The organism is Massilia pinisoli (assembly GCF_024753285.1).
In the GTDB taxonomy this organism is placed as follows: domain Bacteria; phylum Pseudomonadota; class Gammaproteobacteria; order Burkholderiales; family Burkholderiaceae_D; genus Telluria; species Telluria pinisoli.
Window position 1 is genome coordinate 51,314 of sequence record NZ_JANUGW010000030.1, and the last position, 22,553, is coordinate 73,866.

The window sequence follows — 22,553 nt, forward strand, 5'->3', positions numbered from 1 at the left end:
TTATTTGATGCGTACGATGTCCGCGCCCACCGCCGACAACTTCGCCTCCATCCGGTCGTAGCCGCGATCGAGGTGATAGATGCGGTCGACGAGGGTCGTGCCCTCGGCGGCCAGGCCGGCGATCACGAGCGAGGCGGATGCGCGCAGGTCGGTCGCCATCACGGGCGCGCCGACGAGGCGGTCGACGCCCTTGATGAATGCGGTGTTGCCCTCGGTGGAGATCTGCGCGCCCAGGCGGTTCATTTCCTGCACGTGCATGAAGCGGTTCTCGAAGATCGTTTCGGTGACCATGCTCGACCCGTTCGCGATCGTGTTCACGGCCATGAACTGGGCTTGCATGTCGGTCGGGAAGCCGGGGTATTCCGTCGTGCGGAACGACACGGGCTGCGGGCGGCCGTCCATGCGCGCGCGGATGCTGTCGCCTTCCACGGTCAGCTGGACGCCCATCTCGCGCAGCTTGTCGATGGCGACGTCGAAGATGTCGGTGCGGGTGCGCGTGATGCGGATGTCGCCGCCCGTCGCCGCGACGGCGCACAGGAACGTGGCCGCTTCGATGCGATCGGAGATCACCGAGTGCTCGGTGCCGTGCAGGCTGTCGACGCCCTGCACGACGAGGCGGTCGGTGCCGATGCCGTCGATCTTTGCGCCCATCGCGACGAGCATGTTCGCGAGGTCCGTCACTTCCGGCTCGCGCGCGGCGTTTTCCAGCACGGTCTCACCGTCGGCCAGGGTGGCGGCCATCAAGAGGTTCTCGGTGCCGGTCACGGTGATCATGTCCGTGTGGATGCGGGCGCCCTTCAGGCGGGATGCCTTCGCGTGGATGTAGCCGCCTTCGATCGTGATGTCGGCGCCCATCTGGCGCAGGCCCTTGATGTGCTGGTCGACGGGACGCGAACCGATCGCGCAGCCGCCCGGCAGCGACACCTTGGCTTCGCCGAAGCGCGCCAGCATCGGGCCCAGCACGAGGATCGACGCGCGCATCGTCTTCACCAGTTCATAAGGTGCGACGAGGGTGTTGATGGCGGAGCCGTTCAGCACGACGTTCTCGTCGTCCTGCGTGACTTTCAGACCGGTCTGCTCGAGCAGGCGCAGCATCGTGCGCACGTCGTGCAGGCGCGGCACGTTCGACAGGGCGAGGTCGCCGCCCGTCAGCAGGCCCGCGCACAGGATCGGGAGGGCCGCGTTCTTCGCGCCCGAGATGGGGATGTCACCGTTCAGGCGATTGCCGCCGACGATCTGGAGCTTGTCCATGCGTTGTTATCCTTGGTACTCGTCCGGGGTCAGCGTCTTCATCGACAGCGCGTGGATTTCCTCGCGCATGCGGTCGCCCAGGGCGGCATAGACGATCTGGTGGCGCTGGATGCGGCTCTTGCCGGCAAACGCGGGCGAGACGATGACGGCGCTGAAATGCTGGCCGTCGCCCTCCACTTCGAGGTGGGTGCACGCCAGGCCTTTCTGGATGTAGCCGTGGATCAGTTCGGGTGTAGTAACCATGTTTTGTCAGTGACGCAGCTTGTAGCCGCGGCGAAGCAGATTGATTGCGATAGCGGCCAAGGCCACGAAGAAGACGGCGACGATGCCCAGGCTGGTCCAGGGCGACACGTCGGACTGGCCAAAGAAACCATAGCGGAACCCGTCAATCATATAAAAGAACGGGTTGAAATGCGAGACTGCCAACCAGAATGGCGGAAGTTTCTTAATGGAATAGAACACACCGGCCAAAAATGTTGCTGGCGTGATCAAAAAGTTCTGGAACGCCGCGAGCTGGTCGAACTTTTCCGCCCAGATGCCGGCGATGACGCCCAGCGTGCCCAGGATGCCGGCGCCCAGCAGCGCGAACACGATAATCCACAGCGGCGCCACGAACGACAGGTGCGCGAACCACGCCGTGATGACGAACACGCCGAAGCCGACCGCGAGGCCGCGCACGACGGACGCCACCACGTACGCGGACAAAATCTCCACGTGCGACAGCGGCGGCAGCAGGATGAACACGAGGTTGCCCGTGATCTTGGACTGGATCAGTGACGACGACGAGTTGGCGAACGCGTTCTGCAGCACGCTCATCATCACGAGGCCGGGGACGAGGAACGACGTGTAGCTGACGCCATCCAGCATCTCGACGCGGCCATCGAGCACGTGGCCGAAAATCAGCAGGTACAGCATCGCGCTGACGACGGGCGCCGCGATGGTTTGCGTGGCGACCTTCCAGAAGCGCAGGATCTCTTTGAAGAACAGCGTGCGGAAGCCTACGGAAAACGTGTTCATCGGATCGATACTCCAGCTTGAGATGCGCCTTCCATGATCTGGATAAAAATGTCTTCCAGGTCGGCCTGCTGCAGCTGCATCTCGTCGATCTCCGCGCCCGATTCGCGCAGGCGCGCGAGGATGCCTTCCACTTCGCTGTATTCGTTCACGCGCAACGTGTATTTGTTGCCGTCGTTGTGCTCATCGTGTGCGACGAGGTGACGCAGGCCTTCCGGCAAGCCGCCATGCTTCAGGTGCACGACGAGCGACGACCCGGACACGCGGCGCAGCAGCTGCGACATGGTGTCCAGCGCGACGACGTTGCCCGTCTTGAGCATGGCGACGCGCTGGCACATGGCCTGCGCTTCTTCGAGGTAGTGCGTCGTCAGGACGACCGTGTGGCCTTCGCGGTTCAGGCGCGAAATGAATTTCCATAACGTCTGGCGCAGTTCGACGTCGACGCCGGCCGTCGGTTCGTCCAGCACGATCACGGGCGGCTTGTGCACGAGGGCCTGTGCGACGAGCACGCGGCGCTTCATCCCGCCGGACAGCGCACGCATGTTGACGTCGGCCTTCGGGGTGAGGTCGAGGTTTTCCATGACCTCGTCGATCCACTTGTCGTTGTTCTTCAGGCCGAAGTAGCCCGATTGCAGGCGCAAGGTTTCGCGCACGGTGAAGAACGGGTCGAACACGAGTTCCTGCGGCACGACGCCCAGCTTCATCCGGGCGTCGCGGAAATCCTTGACGACGTCGTGGCCGTGGATGCGCACGCTGCCGACGTCCGGGCGAATGAGGCCGGCGATCGTCGAAATCAGGGTGGTCTTGCCGGCGCCGTTCGGGCCGAGCAGGCCAAAGAATTCGCCTTGCTCGATATTCAGTGAAACGCCCTTCAGGGCTTTGAAACCCTTATAGCTTTTCTCGACGCTGTCGATCTGGATGGCTGCTGTCATGCGTTGGGGAGCCGGCGGGCCGGGACCATGCGGGGGAAACGGACCATTATAGAAGAAAACGCCACGGCGTTCCGGGCCGTGGCGTTTTCAAGGATTGGGTCGCGCGGGTCGTTACGCGCGGCCGAGGAGACCGTCGACGCCGTACAGCTTCGCCAGCGCATCGACGTTGGCCGGCACATTGATGAACTTGACGCTGCGCCCCTGCCCCTGCGCGCGGCGCTGCCAGGCCAGCATCAGAGCCAGGGCCGAGGAATCGGCGGCCTTGACGCCGCCGAGGTCGAACACGGTTTCGCCGGCCGTCACGGCCGCGCAGCCCTGCGCCAACGCCGCTTGCGCGTTGTCGAACGTCAGGGCTTCGAGCGAGAGCATGGGGTTCGCTTCCGCCATGCTTACTTCTGCGGGGCCTTGTTGAGCGGCTTGTTGGCCAGCTGCTCGTTGCGGTCGTGCAGCTTCTTGATCAGGCCGTCGATGCCGCCCTTGCCGATTTCCGAGGCAAAAGTGCTCTTGTAGGTTTCGACCAGCCAGGCGCCCATGACGTTCAGGTCGAAGATCTTCCAGCCCTGCGCGCCCTTGGACAGGCGGTAGTTCAGAGTGATCGGCTCGCCGCGGGTCAGGTTGACCTGCGATTTCACTTCCACTTCCGAATCGCCCGGCTGGCCGCGGAACGGCTTGAACTCGACCGTTTCGTTCTTGATCTGCGACAGCGCACCGGCGTACGTATACACGAGCAGCGTGCGGAATTCTTCCGCCAGCTGCTTCTGCTGGTCCGGCGTCGCCTGGCGCCAGAAGCGGCCGGCGGCCTGGGCCGTCATCTTTTCCGAATCGACGTACGGCAGGATCTTGGTGTTGACCAGATCCATGATCTTTTTGGTATTGCCGGCCTGGATGTCCTTGTCGGCCTTGACGCTGTCGATGACGTCGGTGCTGACGCGCTTGACGAGGACGTCCGGTGCTTCATTGGTTGCTGCGGCCGGGGCAGCGATCACGCTCGTGGAAAAGGCCACGGCGGCGGCGGTCACGATCAATTGTGCGATGGGCTTCATACGCTTCCTTTATCTGATTGGGCTGACCAAGCGGTCCCGCGGGGTGCGCGGACAGCCTGGCTGTACCGGTGTTAACTATTTCCGGGCCGGTTCGGATGACACGGGTGCCGGCGTCGGCGGATTATTCGGTGCCGAACCTTCGGCGGGTGCCGGTGCGGCCGTGTCGCCGTTGTCTTCCGGAACTTCCTTCGGTCCCAGCTTCACGCCCAGCTTGGCTTCGACTTTCTCCTGGACCTTCTCCAGCTTTTCATGGACTTTGTCGGCACGTTCCTGTGCCTTGTCGGTATCGAGCACCTTGCTGCTGCGGCGCTGCATATAGCCGTCACGGATGAATTCGTAACGGTCGAGGGCGGCGTCTTCGAGCAGATTCGATGCATCCAGCACGCTGGCGCGCTGGTCGACCGCGCGCAGGGCGACGCCACCATTGCGCCACGGAATGTCGTTCACGTGGGTCCACGAATCGCCCCACCAGTCACCGGGCAAGGCCATGGTGTCGCGCACCGTAGATGGGCCCAGCAGCGGCAACATCAAGTACGGACCGCTCGGCACGCCCCAATAACCGAGGGTCTGGCCGAGGTCTTCGTTATGCTTGCGCAGGCCGGCCGGGGTGGCGATGTCCAGCACGCCGACGATGCCCAGCGTCGAGTTCACGGCAAAACGCATGAAATCGTTGAAGCCGTCTTCCGCCTTCAGCTGGGCGAAATTGTTCAGCGAGCTCCACAGGTCCGTCAAGTTACCGAAGAAATTGTTCACACCGGTTTGCACGAAGCCGGGCGTGACGTTCTTGTAGGCGGTGGCGGCCGGCTTCAGCGCGACGCGGTCGACCGTGTCGTTAAAGCTGAACATGGCACGGTTGAACTTCTCGAACGGGTCCTTCGGATTGGCGGTCGTCGCGCAGCCGCTCAGCAATACGGCTGCACCGAGTGCCAGCGCCAGGCCAGTGCGGGTGCGCGGCGAGGCGGTGTCATTGCGGTTCGTCATTTGCTACTGTCCTTTCCGTCGGCTGCTTTGCTGTAAATAAATTGATTGATCAAGTCTTCGAGCACTGCTGCCGATTGCGTCCGCGTGATGCGGTCGCCTTCGACGAGGTTGTTCGTATCGCCACCGGCTTCGAGGCCGATGTATTGCTCGCCCAGCAGGCCCGAGGTCAGGATCTTCAAGGAGCTGTCCTTCGGGAACTTGTAAGCAGGATTCAGATCGAGACGGACGAGCGCCTGGAAGGTCTTGTCGTCGAACGAGATCTCGCCCACGCGGCCCACGACCACGCCCGCGCTCTTGACGGGGGACTGGGGCTTCAGGCCGCCGATGTTGTCGAAACGACCCGTGATCGAATACGTCTTGCTGAACGAGATCGAGCTCATGTTACCGGCTTTGAGCGCCAGGAAAAGGAGCGATAACGCACCCAACAAGACAAAAAGGCCGACCCAGACGTCAATGGATTTACGATGCATAACTTTTTCCCAAATTTCAGATTACTTGTTGAACATCAAGGCGGTCATGATGAAGTCCAGCCCGAGCACCATCAGCGACGCGATGACGACAGTCCGCGTCGTGGCGCGCGACACGCCTTCCGGCGTCGGCTGCGCTTCATAGCCCTGGAACAGCGCCGTGAACGTCACGGCGATGCCGAACACGAAGCTCTTGATCACCCCATTCAAAATATCGCGGCGCACGTCGATGTTCGCCTGCATCTGCGACCAGAACGCGCCTTCGTCCACGCCGATCAGCTGCACGCCGACGAGGTAACCGCCGATCACGCCGATCGCGGAAAACACGGCGGCCAGCACGGGCATGGCGATCAGACCGGCCCAGAAACGGGGCGCCAGCACGCGCTGGATCGGATTGACGGCCATCATTTCCATCGCGGTCAATTGCTCGCCCGCCTTCATGAGGCCGATTTCGGCCGTCAGCGACGTGCCCGCGCGGCCCGCGAACAGCAGCGCCGTCACGACGGGCCCCAGCTCGCGCAGCAGCGACAGCGCCACCAGCTGGCCGAGCTTTTCCTCGGCGCCGAACTGGCTCAGCGTGTAATAGCCCTGCAGGCCCAGCACCATGCCGACGAACAGACCCGACACGGTGATGATCAGCAGCGAATAATTGCCGATGAAATGGATTTGTTCCGAGATCAAGGTGGGCCGGCGCAGCGCGCCGGGCGACTTGGCCGCGAGGCCGAAGAACGAGCGCGTGACGACGCCCACACGCGCGACGGTGTCGAGCACGAAGCCGCCGATGAAGCCGAGGACATTGGTCATCGCTGGACCTCCAGGCCCAGGTCTTCGGCGAGCGATTTACCGGGATAGTGGAACGGCACGGGCCCGTCCGGCTCCGCGTTCACGAACTGCTTGACGTACGGATCGCTCGAGCGGCGCATCTCGTCCGGCGTGCCCGCGGCGACGATCTTGCCGGCGGACAGGAAGTACACATAGTCGGCAATCATGAAGGTTTCGTTCACGTCGTGGGACACCACGATCGACGTCGAGCCGAGCGCGTCGTTCAGGTTGCGGATCAGGTTGGCCGTGACGCCCATCGAGATCGGATCGAGGCCGGCGAACGGCTCGTCGTACATGATCAGCGCGGGGTCGAGCGCGACGGCGCGCGCGAGCGCCACGCGGCGCGCCATGCCGCCCGAGATCTCGTTCGGCTTCAGCCCCGCCGCGTTGCGCAGGCCGACGGCATTGAGGCGCATCAGCACGAGGTCGCGGATCAGTTCGTCCGGCAGCGACGTGTGCTCGCGCAGCGGGAACGCCACGTTCTCGAACACGGTGAGGTCGGTGAAGAGGGCGCCGAACTGGAACAGCATGCCCATCTTGCGGCGCATGCGGTACAAGCCGTCCGTATCGAGCTGGTTCACGATCTCGCCGTTCACCGCGACGGTGCCGCGTTGTGCCTTGATCTGTCCGCCGATCAGGCGCAGCACCGTCGTCTTGCCGGAACCCGAGCCGCCCATCACGGCAACCAGTTTACCGCGCGGGAAGTCCATGCTCAGGTTCTGCAGGATCGGGCGATCGCCATACGAAAAATGCAGGTCGCGGATTTCGACGAGGTTGGACACAGTGAGTATTGGTATTTTGAGAATCCCGTATTGTAGTGCAGAAAGGCCAATGCCTGCAGAACGCGGCCAAGTTCCGGGCATGTTATCGACGTGATATTACAACATTACTAAATCTTGAGTCAGATATTTTTGAAGATAAGTGCTTGTTTTTACTAACTTATGCATACAAGGAGTGTTGCACGACATTAAAATATTGTAACAAATTCCATGCGGAAATACTGCTCAGCGGGTGGTTAGCACCAGTCGTGCTGATGAAGCGAACAAGCTTCCGGAGGCTGGCGGGAGCAAGAGACAGCCAACGCGATATCAGTATTTCTCGCCCAGGATCAAGCAACATCGGTGCGGTTGCGTCGGGAGGTTCTATATCGGTTCGGAGCGAATGCCGCAAAACTTGGGCCGATCGAGCAAGAATGCGGTTCGTGCACGTGATTGGCGGGGCTGGCCGGATGCGATCGTGACCGGCCAAAACGCAGATCGTCGACGCGACGATGTCGCTTATCGCACTTGCGGGCGGATTAGCGCGCGTAACAAAACCTTCAGTTATCGGCTAGCAGGATGAAGTTGGTCTCAGGACGACAGCGTCCGCGAACGCCCGGCGCGGGACCGGGCTTCGTCGGTATTACGACGTTTGCTTGCGCCTGGCCGAACGGACGAGACCGGCAAAACCGAGACCGAACAGGGCAAGAGTCGCCGGTTCGGGGACGTCAGTAATGGAACCTGCGACAAATTGCAGGTTCTCGAAAACAACCCAATCGCCGCTGCCGTTCAGGTTGACGCGCGCGATGCCGTCATGCGCGATGCCATCGAAGAACGGGCCGCAGCATGGGTGGTTCACGTTGAGCGTCTCGATCACGTTGTCAAGGGAATCGTACGCGGTATAGGTCCATACGCCATTGAACGCGCCGCCTTGGATGCCGAATGCGGACACTGGCGCCGTGAAAACCAGGTCGAAACTCGCCGGCGAACCGAACGTATTCTGCAGGCTATTGCCGACGTCACCAAACGCGCCACTGCCACCTCCACAGCCGTTGCAGATAGTTACGGGACTGCCGTTACCGTTAATGGTGACACCAGGAAGCGACAGGGACAAATAATCCCCGGCAGCAACGGAGTCGAAGTTCTGGACGGTCGCGCCCGTCAGCGCCGGATCACCGGGTGAAGTGATCGGGGAGGCTTGGGCGCTGCACGACAGCACCAAGAGAACCGCGGCGGCAGCATACGAAAACGGATATTTCATATGGAAATCCTTTCAGGTTGGTTGTAATAACTTAATTGCAAGGATCATGCCAATTTGAAAATCTTCACGAAATCAACTATTTGCAAAAAGTCAACTATTTTGCATAACTATTAATGTAAGATTCTTCGACGTCATATAGATTTTCCTCAAAGTTATTTCGAATAGTTGGAACGCACAGGACGACAGCAAGTCTTATTCAAACCGAATATCCTTCTCATAAAACGGTCGCGGAATAATCTTCAAGCTGCGGAATTAAAGTGTTCAGTGGTATCGACGTATTGGGGAGCAGAAACGATGACGACAGCACTTATCCACATCGACAGCGGCACGACCACGATGGAAGGCATGCTGGAACTGCCCCGCTCCGCGGCCGGCGTCGTACTGTTCGCGCACGGCAGCGGCAGCAGCCGGCTCAGTCCGCGCAACAACCACGTGGCGCGCGTGCTGCGCGACGCCGGCATCGGCACCCTGTTGCTGGACCTGTTGACGCCGGGCGAAGACCGGCAGACCTACAACCGTTTCGACATCGCCCTACTGGTAGGCCGCCTGCGCGCGGCCGCAGCCTGGCTCGGCGCACAGGAAGCGACGACTGCTCTGCCCCTCGGCCTGTTCGGCGCCAGCACGGGCGCCGCCGCCGCACTGCAACTGGCGGCCGATCCGGCCGTGCCCGTCGCGGCAGTCGTGTCGCGCGGCGGGCGGCCTGACCTGGCCGGCCTTGACGCCTTGCGCGCCGTCGAGGCGCCGACACTCCTCATCGTGGGCGGCGCCGACGAGCCCGTCATCGCGCTGAACGAGCAGGCGTACGCGGAACTGGGCTGCGTGAAGCGGCTGATGATCGTCCCCGGCGCCACGCACCTGTTCGAAGAGCCGGGCACGCTGGACGAGGTGGCGCGCCTCGCGGCCGACTGGTTCGCCGGCTATTTCGCGGGCGGCTGACGTGGCGGCGCCGCTCCGCCTCATGTTCGGCGGCGACGTCATGCTGGGCCGGCACGTCCGCGACGTCATGCGGCGCGACGGCATCCATGCGCCCCTCGGCGCGCTGGCGCCGCTGCTGCGGTCCGCCGACCTCGTCATCGTCAACCTGGAGTGCGCGCTCACTGACGGCACGACCCGCTGGCATGGCGCACCGAAAGCTTATTATTTTGCCGGACCGCCCGAAGGGGGACAGGCGCTGTCCGATGCCGGCATCCGCCTCGTCAGTGTGGCGAACAACCACAGCCTCGACTACGACATGCAAGGCCTGGCCGACACGGTGCGCGTCCTGGACGCGCACGTCATCGCCCACGCGGGCGCGGGCGCGGACCTCGGGCAAGCGCTGGCGCCGGCCATCGTGCCCTGCGGTGCGATATTGGTCGGCATGGCGGCGTTCTGCGACCACCAGGACGATTTCGCCGCGGCGGACGATAAGCCCGGCATCGCCTGGCTCGACCTGCACGACGAGACGGCCGCCATCGACGCCTTCGCACGCGCGCTCGCGCCCCTGCGCGCGGCGGGCGTGCGCTGGACGATCCTGTCGCTGCACTGGGGACCGAATATGGTGACGGCACCGGGCCCGCACCTGCGCCGCCTCGCGTATGCCGCCATCGACATGGGCTGGAAGATCGTCTATGGCCACAGCGCGCACATCTTCCACGGCGTCGAGCTGTACCGCGACTGCCCGATCCTCTACGCGTGCGGCGACCTCGTCGATGACTACGCGATCGACCCCGACCTGCGCAACGATCACCAGCTGCTGTTCGAGGTGCAGCTGGACAACGACGTCTTGCGGCGCATCGTGCTGCACCCCGTCTTCATCCGGCGTGGCCGCGCGGTGCCGGCGGACCATACGCAGCGCGCGTGGATCTATGCGCGTATGCAGGCGCTGTGCCGCGATCTCGCGACAACGGCGCGGATGGAAGATGACATGCTCGTCGTCGAGCGGGCCGCGGCCACGCCGCACGAGTGATCAGCCGTCGAAGCGCTACCGGCCGGAGCGCTTGAGAATCATCGCTGCAATCAGCACGACGAATCCGCCCACGACAAATGGATCGCATGAATATCCCCTGCCGCCGTAGGTAGGGACGACCCGCATATGACCGCCATGTATCCGGCCCACCGGATCCGTCACCAAGCCCCAAAGGTCCACGGGAAGATAGTCGGCCAACGTCGGGACGAGCCCGATGACGATCGCGATGCATCCGATCCACACCAACCACCTCGACATATCAGCGCTCCAATGTGCTTGCTTTGAACGAAGCTTCTATCTTACAAGCCACGCGCGAAGTCCGGGAGTCAGCGCGCTGACGGCACGGCAACCCTTCCCAGCAAACTGACAGGAATGTAGTCGAATTCCTTGTCGCCCTCTTTCCGCCACACGAGCATGAGCGCGATGTGTTCGCGCGGCCCCTGGAAGTAGCGCACCCGGAAATTCCGCACGCCGCTGGCCAGTCTCACCTGCGTCCAGCGCGCCGTCGCCCGATGCACGCCGTCGTTGTTGATGACGTCCTTGCCGTCGATGCTCAGGATCGCGCCGTCGTCGGAGACGAGTCCCAGCTCCCATCTTCCCGCGCTGGCGATGTCGACGGTGAAGCGGATGTCCAGGCCGAACCATTCGATCAATCCGTCCAGGCCCGGAAACCCTTGGCGGAACGGGCGCGGCGTGATGTCGAGCTGGGACAGGCAGACGCGCTTGATCGGTGTGCGCTGGCGCATCGCATCCACCGAGTTCGTATTTTGCGGCAGGCGGTACACGTCGGCCGCCAGCGGCCGGTCAGGCGCGTCCGCGCATTCCTCGAACAACTTGCCGACCGCGCCGCTGCCGGTGCCGCTGCCGGTGGAACCGGCTCCCGACCCCGCGCTGCCTGTGCCACCGGTGGCGACCGTGCTCGCCACCGCATCGATCGCCGCCAGGTTCGGCAGCGGATCGACGACGGCGGCGCGGGTCAGCTGGGGCTCGACGTCGACCTTCGGCACCGTCGTCAAGCGGCGCTCGATCGTCTTCGCTGTCGGCAGTCCCACGCTGGGGCGGGCCGCGAGCTTGATGCCGGATGCCACCGGCTCGGGGATTTTTTTCACGGGCGGCTTCGGCAGCCGAATCATGACGACCGTGCTGCTGCGCTCCGGCAGCGTGGGTGCGGGCGGCGCGGCGCCGGACCGCAGGAAAGCGAACAGCAGCAGCAAGTGGATCACGAGCGCAAGCGCCAATGCGCGGCGGCGGATCCGGCGCCACCATCCCGGCGGCGGCTCATCCAGCGATTCGGTAGGACGGGTGGTCTGCTGCATGGTATGCATACGCCTCGCTCCGGCCTCTGCGCAGGGAATTCGTTCGCTATCCGAACAATAGTATCAAGAGTGCATGCAAATAAAAACACCCTGCACGCCGAAGCGGTGCAGGGTGTCGAGGTCAGGCGGGACGGTCGTCGATCAGCGCGGCAGCACCGACGCCCCCATCAGGAATTCATCGACGGCGCGCGCGCACTGGCGGCCTTCGCGGATCGCCCACACGACCAGGGACTGGCCGCGGCGCATGTCGCCGGCCGTGAAGACTTTCGGCACCGACGTCTGGTAGCACACGTCGCCGTCCGTCGTGGCGCGCGCGTTGCCGCGGGCATCCTTCTGCACGCCGAACGCATCCAGCACCTGCTGCACCGGCGAGACGAAGCCCATCGCCAGCAGCACGAGGTCGGCCTTCAGTTCGAATTCCGAGCCGGCCACTTCCGTCATCTTGCCGTCTTTCCACTCGACGCGGCAGGCGATGATTTTTTCGACCTTGCCACCCTTGCCTTCGAAGCGCTTGGTGGCGACGGCGAAGTCGCGCTCGCAGCCTTCTTCATGCGACGACGACGTGCGCAGCTTGGTCGGCCAGTACGGCCACACGAGCGGCTTGTTTTCCTGCTCCGGCGGCATCGGCATCAGTTCGAACTGCGTCACCGAGGCGGCGCCGTGGCGGTTCGACGTGCCCACGCAGTCGGAACCCGTGTCGCCGCCGCCGATCACGATCACGTGCTTGCCGGTCGCCTTGATCTGGTCTTTCACTTTGTCGCCCGCGTTGACGCGGTTCTGCTGCGGCAGGAAGTCCATCGCGAAGTGCACGCCCTTCAGGTCGCGGCCCGGCACCGGCAGGTCGCGCGGTGCTTCGGCGCCGCCGGCCATGACGACGGCGTCGTAGTCCTTAACGAGGTCTTCCGGGAAGATGGTGTCGCGCGCCATGTTGCTGACGGTCGTCGGGAAGTCCTTGCCGATCAGGGTCGACGTACGGAAGGTCACGCCTTCCGCCTTCATCTGCTCGACGCGGCGGTCGATCAGGTCCTTCTCCATCTTGAAGTCGGGGATGCCGTAGCGCAGCAGGCCGCCCACGCGGTCGTTCTTCTCGAACACCGTCACGTCGTGGCCGGCGCGTGCCAGCTGCTGGGCGGCGGACAGGCCTGCGGGGCCCGAGCCGATGATCGCGACCTTCTTGCCGGTCTTGACGGCGGCCGGTTGCGGCACGATCCAGCCGTGTTCCCAGCCCGCGTCGGCGATCTTGCGCTCGATCGACTTGATGCCGACCGGGTCATTGTTGATGCCCAGCGTGCAGGCGGCTTCGCACGGAGCCGGGCAGATGCGGCCCGTGAATTCCGGGAAGTTGTTCGTCGAGTGCAGGTTGTCGACGGCGTAGCGGTAGTTGCCGTGGTAGACCAGGTCGTTCCAGTCGGGGATCTGGTTGTTGACGGGGCAGCCCGTGTTGCAGAACGGGATGCCGCAATCCATGCAGCGCGCACCTTGGACCTTCGCTTGCGCGTCGGTCAGGGTGATCGAGAATTCCTTGTAGTTCTTGAGACGGGCAGCGGGTTCCAGGTGGTCTTCTTCCTGGCGCTGAAATTCCATGAAGCCGGTGATCTTACCCATTTGTATTCCTATCGTATTCGGTTCGGTCTAGAGAGATGCAATCAGGCAGCCAGTTCGATCTTGTCGTTGGCTTCTTCCATGCTGCTGTTGTGCATCTCTTCCAGTGCGCGCTTGTACTCGGTCGGGAAGACCTTGACGAACTTGCCGCGGCTGTTGGCCCAGTCGTCCAGCAGGTTGCGGGCGCGGGTCGAACCGGTGTGCTTGAAGTGACGCTCGATCAGGCGCTTCAGGATCGCTTCGTCCGACTCGCGCTCGCCGTTGCGGGTCTGTGCGTGCCAGCTCGACTTGTCGCTCTGTTCCTTGGTCGACAGCACGCGCTCCAGTGCCACCATCGCGGTGTTGCACTTCTGCTCGAAGTCACCCTTCGGATCGTAGACGTAAGCCACGCCGCCCGACATGCCCGCCGCGAAGTTGCGACCGGTGTCGCCCAGCACGACGACCGTACCGCCCGTCATGTATTCGCAGCCGTGGTCGCCCACGCCTTCGACGATGGCGGTCGCACCCGAGTTACGCACGGCGAAACGCTCGCCGGCCACGCCGTTCAGGAACGCTTCACCGGCGATCGCGCCGTACAGCACCGTGTTGCCGACGATGATGTTGTCGACGGCCCAGCCGCGGAACTCCGTGTTCGGACGCACGATGATGCGGCCGCCCGACAGGCCTTTACCGACGTAGTCGTTACCTTCGCCCACCAGGTCCAGCGTGATACCGGCCGCCAGGAACGCGCCGGCCGACTGGCCTGCCGTGCCCTGCAGCTGGATGTGGATCGTGTCGTCCGGCAGGCCGGCATGGCCGTAGCGCTTGGCGACTTCGCCCGACAGCATCGTGCCCACGGTGCGGTTGACGTTCTTCACCGGCGAGATGAACGAGACGCGCTCGCCCTTCTCCAGCGCGGCCTTGGCCTGCGCGATCAGCTTGTGGTCCAGGGCCTTGTCCAGGCCGTGGTCCTGTTCGTCCGAGTGCAGCAGCTGGCGCTTGTCGTCGACCTTCGGCTGATAGAAGATGTTCGAGAAGTCCAGGCCTTGCGCCTTCCAGTGGCCGACGGCCTTCGACTTGTCCAGCAGGTCGGCACGGCCGATCAGTTCGTCGAACGAGCGGATGCCCAGCTGGGCCATGATCTGGCGCGCTTCTTCGGCGACGAAGAAGAAGTAGTTCACGACGTGTTCCGGCTTGCCCGAGAACTTGGCGCGCAGTTCCGGATCCTGCGTGGCGACGCCCACCGGGCACGTGTTCAGGTGGCACTTGCGCATCATGATGCAGCCTTCGACGACGAGCGGTGCCGTCGCGAAGCCGACTTCGTCCGCGCCCAGCAGGGCGGCGATGACGACGTCGCGGCCGGTACGCATCTGGCCGTCGGCCTGGACGCGGATGCGGCTGCGCAGGCCGTTCAGCACGAGGGTCTGCTGCGTCTCGGCCAGGCCCAGTTCCCACGGCGTGCCGGCATGCTTCACCGACGACAGCGGCGATGCACCCGTGCCGCCGTCATGGCCGGCGACGACGACGTGGTCGGCCTTCGCCTTCGACACACCGGCAGCCACCGTACCGATACCGACTTCCGACACGAGCTTCACGGAGATCGACGCACGCGGGTTCGCGTTCTTCAGGTCGTGGATCAGCTGCGCCAGGTCTTCGATCGAGTAGATGTCGTGGTGCGGCGGCGGCGAGATCAGGCCCACGCCCGGCACCGAGAAGCGCAGCGACGCGATGTACTCGGACACTTTATGGCCCGGCAGCTGGCCGCCTTCGCCCGGCTTCGCGCCTTGCGCCATCTTGATCTGGATCTGGTCGGCCGAGGCCAGGTATTCGGCGGTCACACCGAAGCGGCCCGATGCCACCTGCTTGATCTTCGAGCGCAGCGAATCGCCTTCGACCAGCGGGATGTCGGCGACGACGCGGTCCTTGCCGAGGATCGATGCGAGGGTCTCGCCCTTCGCGATCTTGATGCCCTTGAATTCGCCCATGTAGCGCGCCGGATCTTCACCGCCTTCACCCGTGTTCGACTTGCCGCCGATGCGGTTCATGGCGATGGCCAGGGTGGCGTGGGCTTCGGTCGAGATCGAGCCCAGCGACATCGCGCCGGTGGCGAAACGCTTGACGATCTCTTTGGCCGGTTCCACTTCGTCCAGCGGGATCGCCTTGGTCGGATCGATCTTGAATTCGAACAGGCCGCGCAGCGTGAGGTGACGGCGGCTTTGGTCGTTGATGATCTGCGCGTACTCTTTATAGGTGCTGAAGTTGTTGGCACGGGTCGAGTGCTGCAGCTTGGCGATGGCGTCCGGCGTCCACAGGTGGTCTTCGCCGCGCACGCGGTACGCGTATTCGCCGCCGACGTCCAGCGAGTTCGCGAGGATCGGATCCTTGCCGAAGGCCAGCGAATGCAGACGCAGCGCTTCCTCGGCCACTTCGAACAGGCCGATGCCTTCCACCGTCGACGACGTGCCGCGGAAGTACTTGTCGACCAGCGACTTGTTCAAGCCGATGGCTTCGAAGATCTGGGCGCCGCAGTACGACATGTACGTGGAGATGCCCATCTTCGACATCACCTTCATGAGGCCCTTGCCCACTGCCTTCGTGTAGTTGTAGATGGCTTTATCTGCGGCCATCTCGTGCGGCAGCGTGTGCGCCAGGTCGACCAGCGTTTCCAGCGCCAGGTACGGGTGCACGGCTTCCGCGCCGTAGCCGGCCAGCAGCGCGAAGTGGTGTGTCTCGCGGCACGAACCCGTTTCCACGACGAGACCCGTCGATGCGCGCAGGCCGCGCTGGACGAGGTGCTGGTGGATCGCGGACGTCGCCAGCAGCGCGGGGATCGCGACCTGGTCGACGTTCACGTTGCGGTCCGAGACGATCAGGATGTTGTGGCCCGACTTGACCGCATCGACGGCTTCCGCGCACAGCGAGGCCAGCGACGCTTCGATGCCTTCCTTGCCCCACGAGACCGGATAGCAGATGTTCAGCTCATACGACTTGAACTTGCCGCCCGTGTGCAGGCTGATGTTGCGCAGGCGGGCCATGTCGTCGAAGCCGATCACGGGCTGCGACACTTCGAGGCGCATCGGCGGGTTGACGTTGTTCGTGTCCAGCAGGTTCGGCTTCGGACCGATGAACGACACGAGCGACATCACCATCGCTTCGCGGATCGGGTCGATCGGCGGGTTCGTGACCTGGGCGAACAGCTGCTTGAAGTACGAGTACAGCGGCTTCAGCTTGTTCGACATCACGGCCAGCGGGGAGTCGTTACCCATCGAGCCGGTGGCTTCTTCGCCCAGCACGGCCATCGGCGCCATCAGGAACTTCAGGTCTTCCTGGGTGTAGCCGAATGCCTGCTGGCGGTCCAGCAGAGAAATGGCCGCCTTCTCGCCCTGCGCATCCTTTGCGCGGTTCTGCGACAGCTGGCTTTCCGACAGCTTGATTTCGTTCAGCTTGATGCGCACCGACTTGATCCATGCCTTGTAGGGCTTGGCGTTCGAGTACGTATCTTTGAGTTCCTTGTCGTCGATGATGCGGCCGGCTTCCAGGTCGATGAGGAACATCTTGCCCGGCTGCAGGCGCCATTTCTTGACGATGCGCGATTCCGGGATCGGCAACGTGCCCGATTCCGAGGCCATGACGACCAGGTCGTCGTCCGTGACGATGTAGCGGGCCGGACGCAGGCCGTTGCGGTCCAGCGTACCGCCGATGTGACGGCCGTCCGTGAAGGCCATGGCGGCGGGGCCGTCCCACGGTTCCATCATCGCGGCGTGGTATTCGTAGAACGCGCGGCGGTTCTCGTCCATCGTCGCGTGGTTTTCCCAGGCTTCCGGGATCATCATCATCATCGCCTGGGCGATCGGGTAGCCGGCCATGACCAGCAGTTCCAGCGCGTTGTCGAAGCAGGCGGTGTCCGACTGGCCTTCATAGATCAGCGGGAACAGCTTCTGCAGGTCGTCGCCCAGCACGGCCGACTTCATGACGCCTTCGCGGGCGCGGGTCCAGTTGAAGTTGCCCTTGACGGTGTTGATCTCGCCGTTGTGCGCCAGCAGGCGGTACGGGTGGGCCAGCGGCCATTCCGGGAACGTGTTCGTCGAGAAGCGCTGGTGCACCATGGCCAGGGCCGACACGCAACGCGGGTCCTGCAGGTCCTTGTAGTACACGCCGACCTGGTCCGCCAGCAGCAGGCCTTTATAGACAACGGTACGGGCCGACATCGACGGCACGAAGAATTCCTTGCCGTGGATGAGTTTCAGCGCCTGGATCGCGTGGCCCGACGATTTGCGGATCACGTACAGCTTGCGCTCGAGCGCGTCGGTCACCATGACGTCCGGGCCGCGGCCGATGAAGATCTGGCGGATGACCGGCTCTTTGGCGCGGACGGTTGGCGACATCGGCATCGATTCGTCCACCGGCACGTTGCGCCAGCCCAGCACGACCTGGCCTTCGGCGCGCACGGCGCGCTCGATTTCCTGTTCGCAGGCGATGCGCGACGCGTGTTCCTTCGGCAGGAAGATCATGCCGACGCCATATTCACCCGGCGGCGGCAGTTCGATGCCCTGCTTGGCCATCTCGTCGCGGTAGAACTGGTCGGGGATCTGGAGCAGGATGCCCGCGCCGTCGCCCATCAGGGCATCGGCACCGACGGCGCCCCGGTGGTCCAGGTTCTTCAGGATCAGAAGACCCTGTTCGATGATGGAGTGGCTCTTGTTGCCCTTGATGTGGGCGACGAAACCGACGCCGCAGGCGTCGTGTTCATTGGCGGGATCGTACAAACCTTGGGCAATCATGGGGGCTCCGCAGCATTTTGAAGATATTGAAGGCTGAGAATAGTGCAGACTTCAGTAAACATCAACAACAATAATTAGGGTCGGAGTCGCATTAAATTGCACCTTTTTGCGACACAAATTAAATGGGGACATAGTGATGGTTGAGCTGCTCGCCGTGCCAATTTCCCATGAAATCAAAGCGTTACTTCTTCCCTATTCGCCTCGGAGTGCGAGTGTCGGAGCGCACCGACCCGGTGTGCATAGCGTGGTTCCCACGACCACGGGCATCGTTGAGGCAAAAAAAATGGAGGCAGCCGCCTCCACGTTTGTTTTGTCGCACTGCCGCAAGTTCGCGCTAACCGCTTTCCGTGGGCATATTGGCACCGACCCAACCGCTGATACCCGCAGACATGACGACCGCATTGGAGTAACCCAGTGTTTTTGCCCGGCGCGCAGCCTTCGGGGCTTTGCGACACAGCGGGTTGGAACAGTAAAAGACGATCCTGGATGCCTTGTCGGCCGGCAGGTCGTTGGCATCGTAGGACGTCGGGTCGAGGTTGATCGCGCCTGGAACCCGGGCCTTCAGCCAGCTTTGGGGCGAATTGACGTCGACGACGGCCACTCTTTTTGCGCGAATCAATTCGTGAAGCGCAGAAGGGGAAATAGTGCCGAGCCCCAACAGTCGTGCAAACATATCGCGTACCTCTCCTTTCAGGAAACGCCGCAGTGGCGTTGTTTTGGACAAACGTGGACGAGCGCGGTCAGAATCGCTCGCCGCGACGGCGAGAGACACGCGTTCTATTTTTCAGGGAGCTGCCTTGCGGCAGCATGGGAGACGAGCGCGGCGGCTACGTCATGCGTCGTCTTGCGCTCAAGCGCACCCAGGCGCAGCGCACCGCAATGGCTGCCACGACGGCGACGGCCGGCGCCAGCAAGGAATTGGCCAGTTTGCCGGCGCTGGCGAACGGCGCCAGCGCGTACGCAAGCGTATAGCCCAGGCCGCCGAGCGCCCCCGCCCAGCCGCAGACGCGACGGAGGGTTTGCTCGCGTGCCGGCGGGCAGGACAGACGCGCCAGCGGCACCAACTGTTTGGGGATCGCGTTCGCGCAAACGAGCACCACCAGGCCCACCAGCATGCCCATCAGTCGCACGACCGTCTCGGCGCTGACAACATGATGCTGCCGCAAGGCATTGAGCACCACGGATGCCACTAGATAAGTCGCAACGATCGACAACAGGCGGCGAAGCTGGTGCTGCAGGATCATGATTTTTCCTTTGTCTGCCCGGAGGCGGTTGTGGATGGCGACTCGGGCGTAACCTGCAAGCCGAATGCCTGCGCGAAACCCATCAGCGCCTCCTCGAGCACCGACATCTTCAGCCGGTACATGATCGTGCGCCCACTCTTCTCAGCCTCGATCAGGTCCGCCGCCACCAGCACGGCGAAGTGCGCCGACATCGTCGGCTTCGACACGTCGAAGGCATCGGCCAGATCGCCGGCGCTCATCGGCCCGGCCCGCAGCATCTGCAGCACCTGGCGGCGCGTGGGATCGGCGAGCGCTTTGAATATCGAAGTCATGATTGATTATTAGCTAAATATCGAAATGTCGCAAGAACTTTTGGCTCGACATACTTCATCGACGTCGGCCGCCCCGACTACTCGGCAGGCTTGACCTTGAACGGCCTGCCCCGCTTGGCCGGTAGGATGGACCGCTTGGTCTTGCGCTCCAGCTCCAGCATGAACGCGTGCGACCCGAGCGGCGCGCCTTTCAGCACAGCGGCGTTGATCGCCTCCAGCTCCTGCCCGGACATGCCCTGCTGCGCCAGTTCGATGTACGCCGCCTCGCGCTGGAACGGCGTGTTGCCGAGTTCCCAGTACTTGGCGTGGTCGGTGATCAATGGGTCGGGACGCACGCCGGCATGATGCGCGTAGCTCGACCACGGATACTCCAGCGGGTCGAACGCGAGCTGGTTGCGCTGCGGGTTCAGCTCGATGTAGCGGACGCAGGCGAGGAAGTAGGCGTTCGCATCGATCACGGACGTGCGAAAACGGCCCTGGAACAAGGTGCCCGAGCGGCCGTACTTGTTGTTGAACCACGGGACGTACAGCCGCCCCACCTTCTGCATCATCGCGGCCAGCCCGTCCTCGTCGGCCGGCGTCGCCAGCAGGTGCACGTGGTTCGGCATCAGGACGTAGGCGTGGATCGCGACGCGGTAGAACTTCGCGCTCTCGCGCAGGAATTCCAGGAAGCGGCGGTAGTCGTCGTCGTCGCGGAAGATGGGCTGGTTGTCGTTGCCGCGCTGAAGAACGAGGTGCGGCTGGTCGGGCAGGACGAGGCGGGGCTGGCGGGCCATGGTGAATGAAAAACGAGGAAATCGGTGGCGGACAGGCCGCATTCTAGCGCAGCCCAAGCAACCTGTCCCCGATTAATTTTCGAGGGCCCGTTTTTCGACGGGACCCTGTCCCCGATTACTACGCCAAGTTGAAACCGGCCGACAGGCTGTAGCCTTCGCCGTAGGCGCTGCGCAGCGGCAGATCCTGGCCGAGGCCCGTGCGGGCCTTTTTACGCAGGCGGTAGACGAGCATGTCGACGCGGCGGCTCGCATCCGGATCGTCGCCGCCCATGCCGGCCACGATCACCTGGCGCGGCACCGGGCGGGTGTTGATGGTCAACAGGTGCAGGAAATTGCACTCTTTTTCCGTCAGGTCGATCACCTTGCCCATCAGTTCGAGCTGGCGGGCGGACACGCGCAAGGTCCACTTGCTCGGCATGGGCGCCGGCTCGGCGGGACGCACGCGGCGATCCAGCGCCTCGATGTGGGCGGCCAGTTCCGGGAACTTGATCGGCTTCGTGAGATAGTGGTCGGCGCCCAGGCGCAGGCCGAGGATGCGGTTGTCGAAAGCCACCCGGCCCGTCAGCACCAGCAGGCCGATCTCGGGGTACAGCTGGCGCATCCGCGGGATGACGTTGAAGCCATCCTCGTCGGGCAGGCCCAGGTCGAGGACGACCACGGCCGCAGGCGTGCGTGTCAGTGCGGCCCACATGTCGCTGGCGGTGGTCGCGATCGTGACCTCGTGGCCGAGTTCCTTGAGGAAATCGGCCATGTCGCCTGCGTATTCGCCATTGTCTTCAACAATCAGTATTTGCGTCATGGGTTTTGCCAATTCCTTGTTTCGTATTTCCCGGCCTCGGGCAGATCTTCTTGCCTTCCGTTGTCGGGCGGCTAACCCCGGTTGCCATTCCGATTATCACTGTTGCTCATTCCGGAAGCAAGGCCTTTTGCCGAGCTCGCCGGCACCGGCAACCAGAGCCGGAATTCGGCGCCGCCCTCGGCTGGAGGTGCGTAGGTCAGGCTGCCGCCATGCACTTCGACGACGGAGCGTGCCATGTACAACCCGAGTCCGCTGCCCGCCACGCCGGTCGCGTTCGCGCCGCGATAACCCTTGTCGAAGATGCGTGCGACGTCGTCCAGCGACACCCCCGGTCCTTCGTCACGCAGCGCCATTTCGACGCCGCCGTCGACCCGCCGTCCCGTCACGTGCAGCGCCGTCCCGGCCGGCGTGTAGCGCAAGGCATTGTCCAGCAAAACCTTCAGTGCGAGGCGCAGGCCGGACGGTTCCCCGCGCAGCGCGGCCGGCAGCTCGCCCGCCGTCATGGTCACGGGACGCCCGGCCACGCGCGTCTGCGCCACCAGTTCTTCCAGCAGCAGGCGCGGCCCGACGGCATTCTCGCGGCGCCGGCTGCCCAGCGACGCCATGCGTTCGGGCGACAAGTAGTCGTCCAGCATCGCGATCAGGCGGTCCGTTGCCGTGGCGATGTTGCGGTAGCGCTGGCGGGTCGCCTCGTCGGCCTTCGTGCCCAGCGCTTCCAACCGCTGGATCGCGCCGTCGATCGTCGATAGCGGCGTGCGGAATTCGTGGTTCAGCATGCTGGCGAAACGCTTGCGCTCGCGCTCGCGTTCGCGCCGCGCGGACACGTCGCGCACGAGGCCCAGCAGCGCGCGCGGCTGCCCGCCATCGTCCAGCGACAGCGCCGAGATCACTTCGACGGCGACCTCGCTGCCGTCCGGCCGCAGCAGGTCGAACTCGCGCATCACGCGCAGGCGCGAACCGTCGCCGGCGGCGAAACGGCGCAAGCGCTCCGGCAGACCGGCGACCAGCGCCGCGAGCGGACCGTCGCCGCCCTGTTCCATCTGCGCGCGGACGTCGTCCAGCGAATAGCCGAGCATGTCGTCGATGCCGGGGCTGACATAGACCGGCAAGCCGGTGGCGCAATCGAACACGAAGGCCAGGTCGCCGCCGAGTTCGGCGATCGTACGGAACGCTTCGGTCGTGGCAAGGTTCGCCTGGTCCACTCGGGGCGCGGGAACGGTGGTCATGAAACTTTCCGGAAGTTATGCAGCAGATAAGTATAGTGTCCGAAC

General features: G+C 63.7%; 22 protein-coding genes. 2 read left to right on the top strand and 20 right to left on the bottom strand.

The genetic code is table 11. The features are described from left to right. The 11 genes from murA to NX784_RS26965 all read right to left on the bottom strand — a co-directional run bounded on the left by murA (window position 1) and on the right by NX784_RS26965 (window position 8,529). Window positions 1-1,251, bottom strand: coding sequence for a UDP-N-acetylglucosamine 1-carboxyvinyltransferase (gene murA / locus NX784_RS26915; RefSeq protein ID WP_258819746.1), 1,251 nt, complete (start codon window positions 1,249-1,251; stop codon window positions 1-3). Between the two features lie 6 nt (window positions 1,252-1,257). Beyond that, on the bottom strand, window positions 1,258-1,494 hold the full coding sequence (locus NX784_RS26920) for a BolA family protein (protein WP_258819747.1): 237 nt from the start codon (window positions 1,492-1,494) through the stop codon (window positions 1,258-1,260). A gap of 6 nt (window positions 1,495-1,500) precedes the next feature. Further along, window positions 1,501-2,268, bottom strand: coding sequence for an ABC transporter permease (locus NX784_RS26925; protein ID WP_258819748.1), 768 nt, complete (start codon window positions 2,266-2,268; stop codon window positions 1,501-1,503). Next, entirely contained in the window at window positions 2,265-3,197 is a 933-nt protein-coding gene (locus NX784_RS26930; protein WP_258819749.1) for an ABC transporter ATP-binding protein, read from the bottom strand. Before NX784_RS26930 ends, NX784_RS26925 begins: the two co-directional genes overlap by 4 nt. 111 nt (window positions 3,198-3,308) lie before the next feature. Next, window positions 3,309-3,584, bottom strand: coding sequence for an STAS domain-containing protein (locus NX784_RS26935; protein ID WP_258819750.1), 276 nt, complete (start codon window positions 3,582-3,584; stop codon window positions 3,309-3,311). 2 nt (window positions 3,585-3,586) lie between these two features. Beyond that, a complete protein-coding gene (locus NX784_RS26940) occupies window positions 3,587-4,240 on the bottom strand; it encodes an MlaC/ttg2D family ABC transporter substrate-binding protein (RefSeq protein ID WP_258819751.1) in 654 nt (217 codons plus the stop codon). Window positions 4,241-4,315: 75 nt separating this feature from the next. Further along, window positions 4,316-5,221: an MlaA family lipoprotein gene (locus tag NX784_RS26945; RefSeq protein WP_258819752.1), complete on the bottom strand. Its 906-nt coding sequence runs from the start codon at window positions 5,219-5,221 to the stop codon at window positions 4,316-4,318. Beyond that, on the bottom strand, window positions 5,218-5,691 hold the full coding sequence (gene mlaD, locus NX784_RS26950) for an outer membrane lipid asymmetry maintenance protein MlaD (protein WP_258819753.1): 474 nt from the start codon (window positions 5,689-5,691) through the stop codon (window positions 5,218-5,220). The genes NX784_RS26945 and mlaD overlap by 4 nt, the downstream gene beginning before the upstream one ends. A gap of 21 nt (window positions 5,692-5,712) precedes the next feature. Beyond that, entirely contained in the window at window positions 5,713-6,492 is a 780-nt protein-coding gene (gene mlaE, locus NX784_RS26955; protein ID WP_258819754.1) for a lipid asymmetry maintenance ABC transporter permease subunit MlaE, read from the bottom strand. Further along, window positions 6,489-7,292, bottom strand: a complete 804-nt coding sequence (locus tag NX784_RS26960; protein ID WP_258819755.1) for an ABC transporter ATP-binding protein — start codon at window positions 7,290-7,292, stop codon at window positions 6,489-6,491. The genes mlaE and NX784_RS26960 overlap by 4 nt, the downstream gene beginning before the upstream one ends. Before the next feature lie 619 nt (window positions 7,293-7,911). Continuing rightward, on the bottom strand, window positions 7,912-8,529 hold the full coding sequence (locus tag NX784_RS26965) for a PEP-CTERM sorting domain-containing protein (RefSeq protein ID WP_258819756.1): 618 nt from the start codon (window positions 8,527-8,529) through the stop codon (window positions 7,912-7,914). A gap of 294 nt (window positions 8,530-8,823) precedes the next feature. Here NX784_RS26965 and NX784_RS26970 point away from each other — a divergent pair, with 294 nt between their 5' ends. Together NX784_RS26970 and NX784_RS26975 are read left to right on the top strand one after the other, a co-directional pair. Then, window positions 8,824-9,465: a dienelactone hydrolase family protein gene (locus NX784_RS26970; RefSeq protein WP_258819757.1), complete on the top strand. Its 642-nt coding sequence runs from the start codon at window positions 8,824-8,826 to the stop codon at window positions 9,463-9,465. 1 nt (window position 9,466) lies between these two features. Continuing rightward, on the top strand, window positions 9,467-10,474 hold the full coding sequence (locus tag NX784_RS26975) for a CapA family protein (RefSeq protein ID WP_258819758.1): 1,008 nt from the start codon (window positions 9,467-9,469) through the stop codon (window positions 10,472-10,474). A 326-nt stretch (window positions 10,475-10,800) separates the two neighbouring features. Here the strand turns inward: NX784_RS26975 and NX784_RS26980 are convergent, their stop codons facing one another. From NX784_RS26980 to NX784_RS27020, 9 genes are all read right to left on the bottom strand, one after another. Beyond that, complete coding sequence (locus tag NX784_RS26980; protein ID WP_258819759.1) at window positions 10,801-11,799, bottom strand: PA14 domain-containing protein; 999 nt, start codon at window positions 11,797-11,799, stop codon at window positions 10,801-10,803. Between the two features lie 132 nt (window positions 11,800-11,931). After that, entirely contained in the window at window positions 11,932-13,395 is a 1,464-nt protein-coding gene (locus NX784_RS26985; RefSeq protein WP_258819760.1) for a glutamate synthase subunit beta, read from the bottom strand. 41 nt (window positions 13,396-13,436) lie between these two features. Continuing rightward, a complete protein-coding gene (locus NX784_RS26990) occupies window positions 13,437-18,152 on the bottom strand; it encodes a glutamate synthase-related protein (protein ID WP_258819761.1) in 4,716 nt (1,571 codons plus the stop codon). Window positions 18,153-18,486: 334 nt separating this feature from the next. Next, window positions 18,487-18,825, bottom strand: a complete 339-nt coding sequence (locus NX784_RS26995) for a rhodanese-like domain-containing protein (protein ID WP_258819762.1) — start codon at window positions 18,823-18,825, stop codon at window positions 18,487-18,489. A gap of 154 nt (window positions 18,826-18,979) precedes the next feature. Further along, window positions 18,980-19,396, bottom strand: a complete 417-nt coding sequence (locus tag NX784_RS27000) for a hypothetical protein (protein ID WP_258819763.1) — start codon at window positions 19,394-19,396, stop codon at window positions 18,980-18,982. Continuing rightward, a complete protein-coding gene (locus tag NX784_RS27005; RefSeq protein ID WP_258819764.1) occupies window positions 19,393-19,707 on the bottom strand; it encodes an autorepressor SdpR family transcription factor in 315 nt (104 codons plus the stop codon). Before NX784_RS27005 ends, NX784_RS27000 begins: the two co-directional genes overlap by 4 nt. A gap of 77 nt (window positions 19,708-19,784) precedes the next feature. After that, on the bottom strand, window positions 19,785-20,483 hold the full coding sequence (locus NX784_RS27010; protein WP_258819765.1) for a transposase: 699 nt from the start codon (window positions 20,481-20,483) through the stop codon (window positions 19,785-19,787). Between the two features lie 118 nt (window positions 20,484-20,601). Beyond that, window positions 20,602-21,282, bottom strand: coding sequence for a response regulator transcription factor (locus NX784_RS27015; protein ID WP_258819766.1), 681 nt, complete (start codon window positions 21,280-21,282; stop codon window positions 20,602-20,604). Window positions 21,283-21,353: 71 nt separating this feature from the next. Beyond that, window positions 21,354-22,508: a PAS domain-containing sensor histidine kinase gene (locus NX784_RS27020; RefSeq protein WP_258819767.1), complete on the bottom strand. Its 1,155-nt coding sequence runs from the start codon at window positions 22,506-22,508 to the stop codon at window positions 21,354-21,356. Between the last annotated feature and the right edge of the window lie 45 nt (window positions 22,509-22,553).

Bases quoted from the DNA above. Each gene is read 5' to 3' on its own strand.
- murA (WP_258819746.1), bottom strand. From the start codon at position 1,251: ATGGACAAGCTCCAGATCGTCGGCGGCAATCGCCTGAACGGTGACATC.
- NX784_RS26920 (WP_258819747.1), bottom strand. From the start codon at position 1,494: ATGGTTACTACACCCGAACTGATCCACGGCTACATCCAGAAAGGCCTG.
- NX784_RS26925 (WP_258819748.1), bottom strand. From the start codon at position 2,268: ATGAACACGTTTTCCGTAGGCTTCCGCACGCTGTTCTTCAAAGAGATC.
- NX784_RS26930 (WP_258819749.1), bottom strand. From the start codon at position 3,197: ATGACAGCAGCCATCCAGATCGACAGCGTCGAGAAAAGCTATAAGGGT.
- NX784_RS26935 (WP_258819750.1), bottom strand. From the start codon at position 3,584: ATGGCGGAAGCGAACCCCATGCTCTCGCTCGAAGCCCTGACGTTCGAC.
- NX784_RS26940 (WP_258819751.1), bottom strand. From the start codon at position 4,240: ATGAAGCCCATCGCACAATTGATCGTGACCGCCGCCGCCGTGGCCTTT.
- NX784_RS26945 (WP_258819752.1), bottom strand. From the start codon at position 5,221: ATGACGAACCGCAATGACACCGCCTCGCCGCGCACCCGCACTGGCCTG.
- mlaD (WP_258819753.1), bottom strand. From the start codon at position 5,691: ATGCATCGTAAATCCATTGACGTCTGGGTCGGCCTTTTTGTCTTGTTG.
- mlaE (WP_258819754.1), bottom strand. From the start codon at position 6,492: ATGACCAATGTCCTCGGCTTCATCGGCGGCTTCGTGCTCGACACCGTC.
- NX784_RS26965 (WP_258819756.1), bottom strand. From the start codon at position 8,529: ATGAAATATCCGTTTTCGTATGCTGCCGCCGCGGTTCTCTTGGTGCTG.
- NX784_RS26970 (WP_258819757.1), top strand. From the start codon at position 8,824: ATGACGACAGCACTTATCCACATCGACAGCGGCACGACCACGATGGAA.
- NX784_RS26980 (WP_258819759.1), bottom strand. From the start codon at position 11,799: ATGCATACCATGCAGCAGACCACCCGTCCTACCGAATCGCTGGATGAG.
- NX784_RS26985 (WP_258819760.1), bottom strand. From the start codon at position 13,395: ATGGGTAAGATCACCGGCTTCATGGAATTTCAGCGCCAGGAAGAAGAC.
- NX784_RS26990 (WP_258819761.1), bottom strand. From the start codon at position 18,152: ATGATTGCCCAAGGTTTGTACGATCCCGCCAATGAACACGACGCCTGC.
- NX784_RS26995 (WP_258819762.1), bottom strand. From the start codon at position 18,825: ATGTTTGCACGACTGTTGGGGCTCGGCACTATTTCCCCTTCTGCGCTT.
- NX784_RS27000 (WP_258819763.1), bottom strand. From the start codon at position 19,396: ATGATCCTGCAGCACCAGCTTCGCCGCCTGTTGTCGATCGTTGCGACT.
- NX784_RS27005 (WP_258819764.1), bottom strand. From the start codon at position 19,707: ATGACTTCGATATTCAAAGCGCTCGCCGATCCCACGCGCCGCCAGGTG.
- NX784_RS27010 (WP_258819765.1), bottom strand. From the start codon at position 20,483: ATGGCCCGCCAGCCCCGCCTCGTCCTGCCCGACCAGCCGCACCTCGTT.
- NX784_RS27015 (WP_258819766.1), bottom strand. From the start codon at position 21,282: ATGACGCAAATACTGATTGTTGAAGACAATGGCGAATACGCAGGCGAC.
- NX784_RS27020 (WP_258819767.1), bottom strand. From the start codon at position 22,508: ATGACCACCGTTCCCGCGCCCCGAGTGGACCAGGCGAACCTTGCCACG.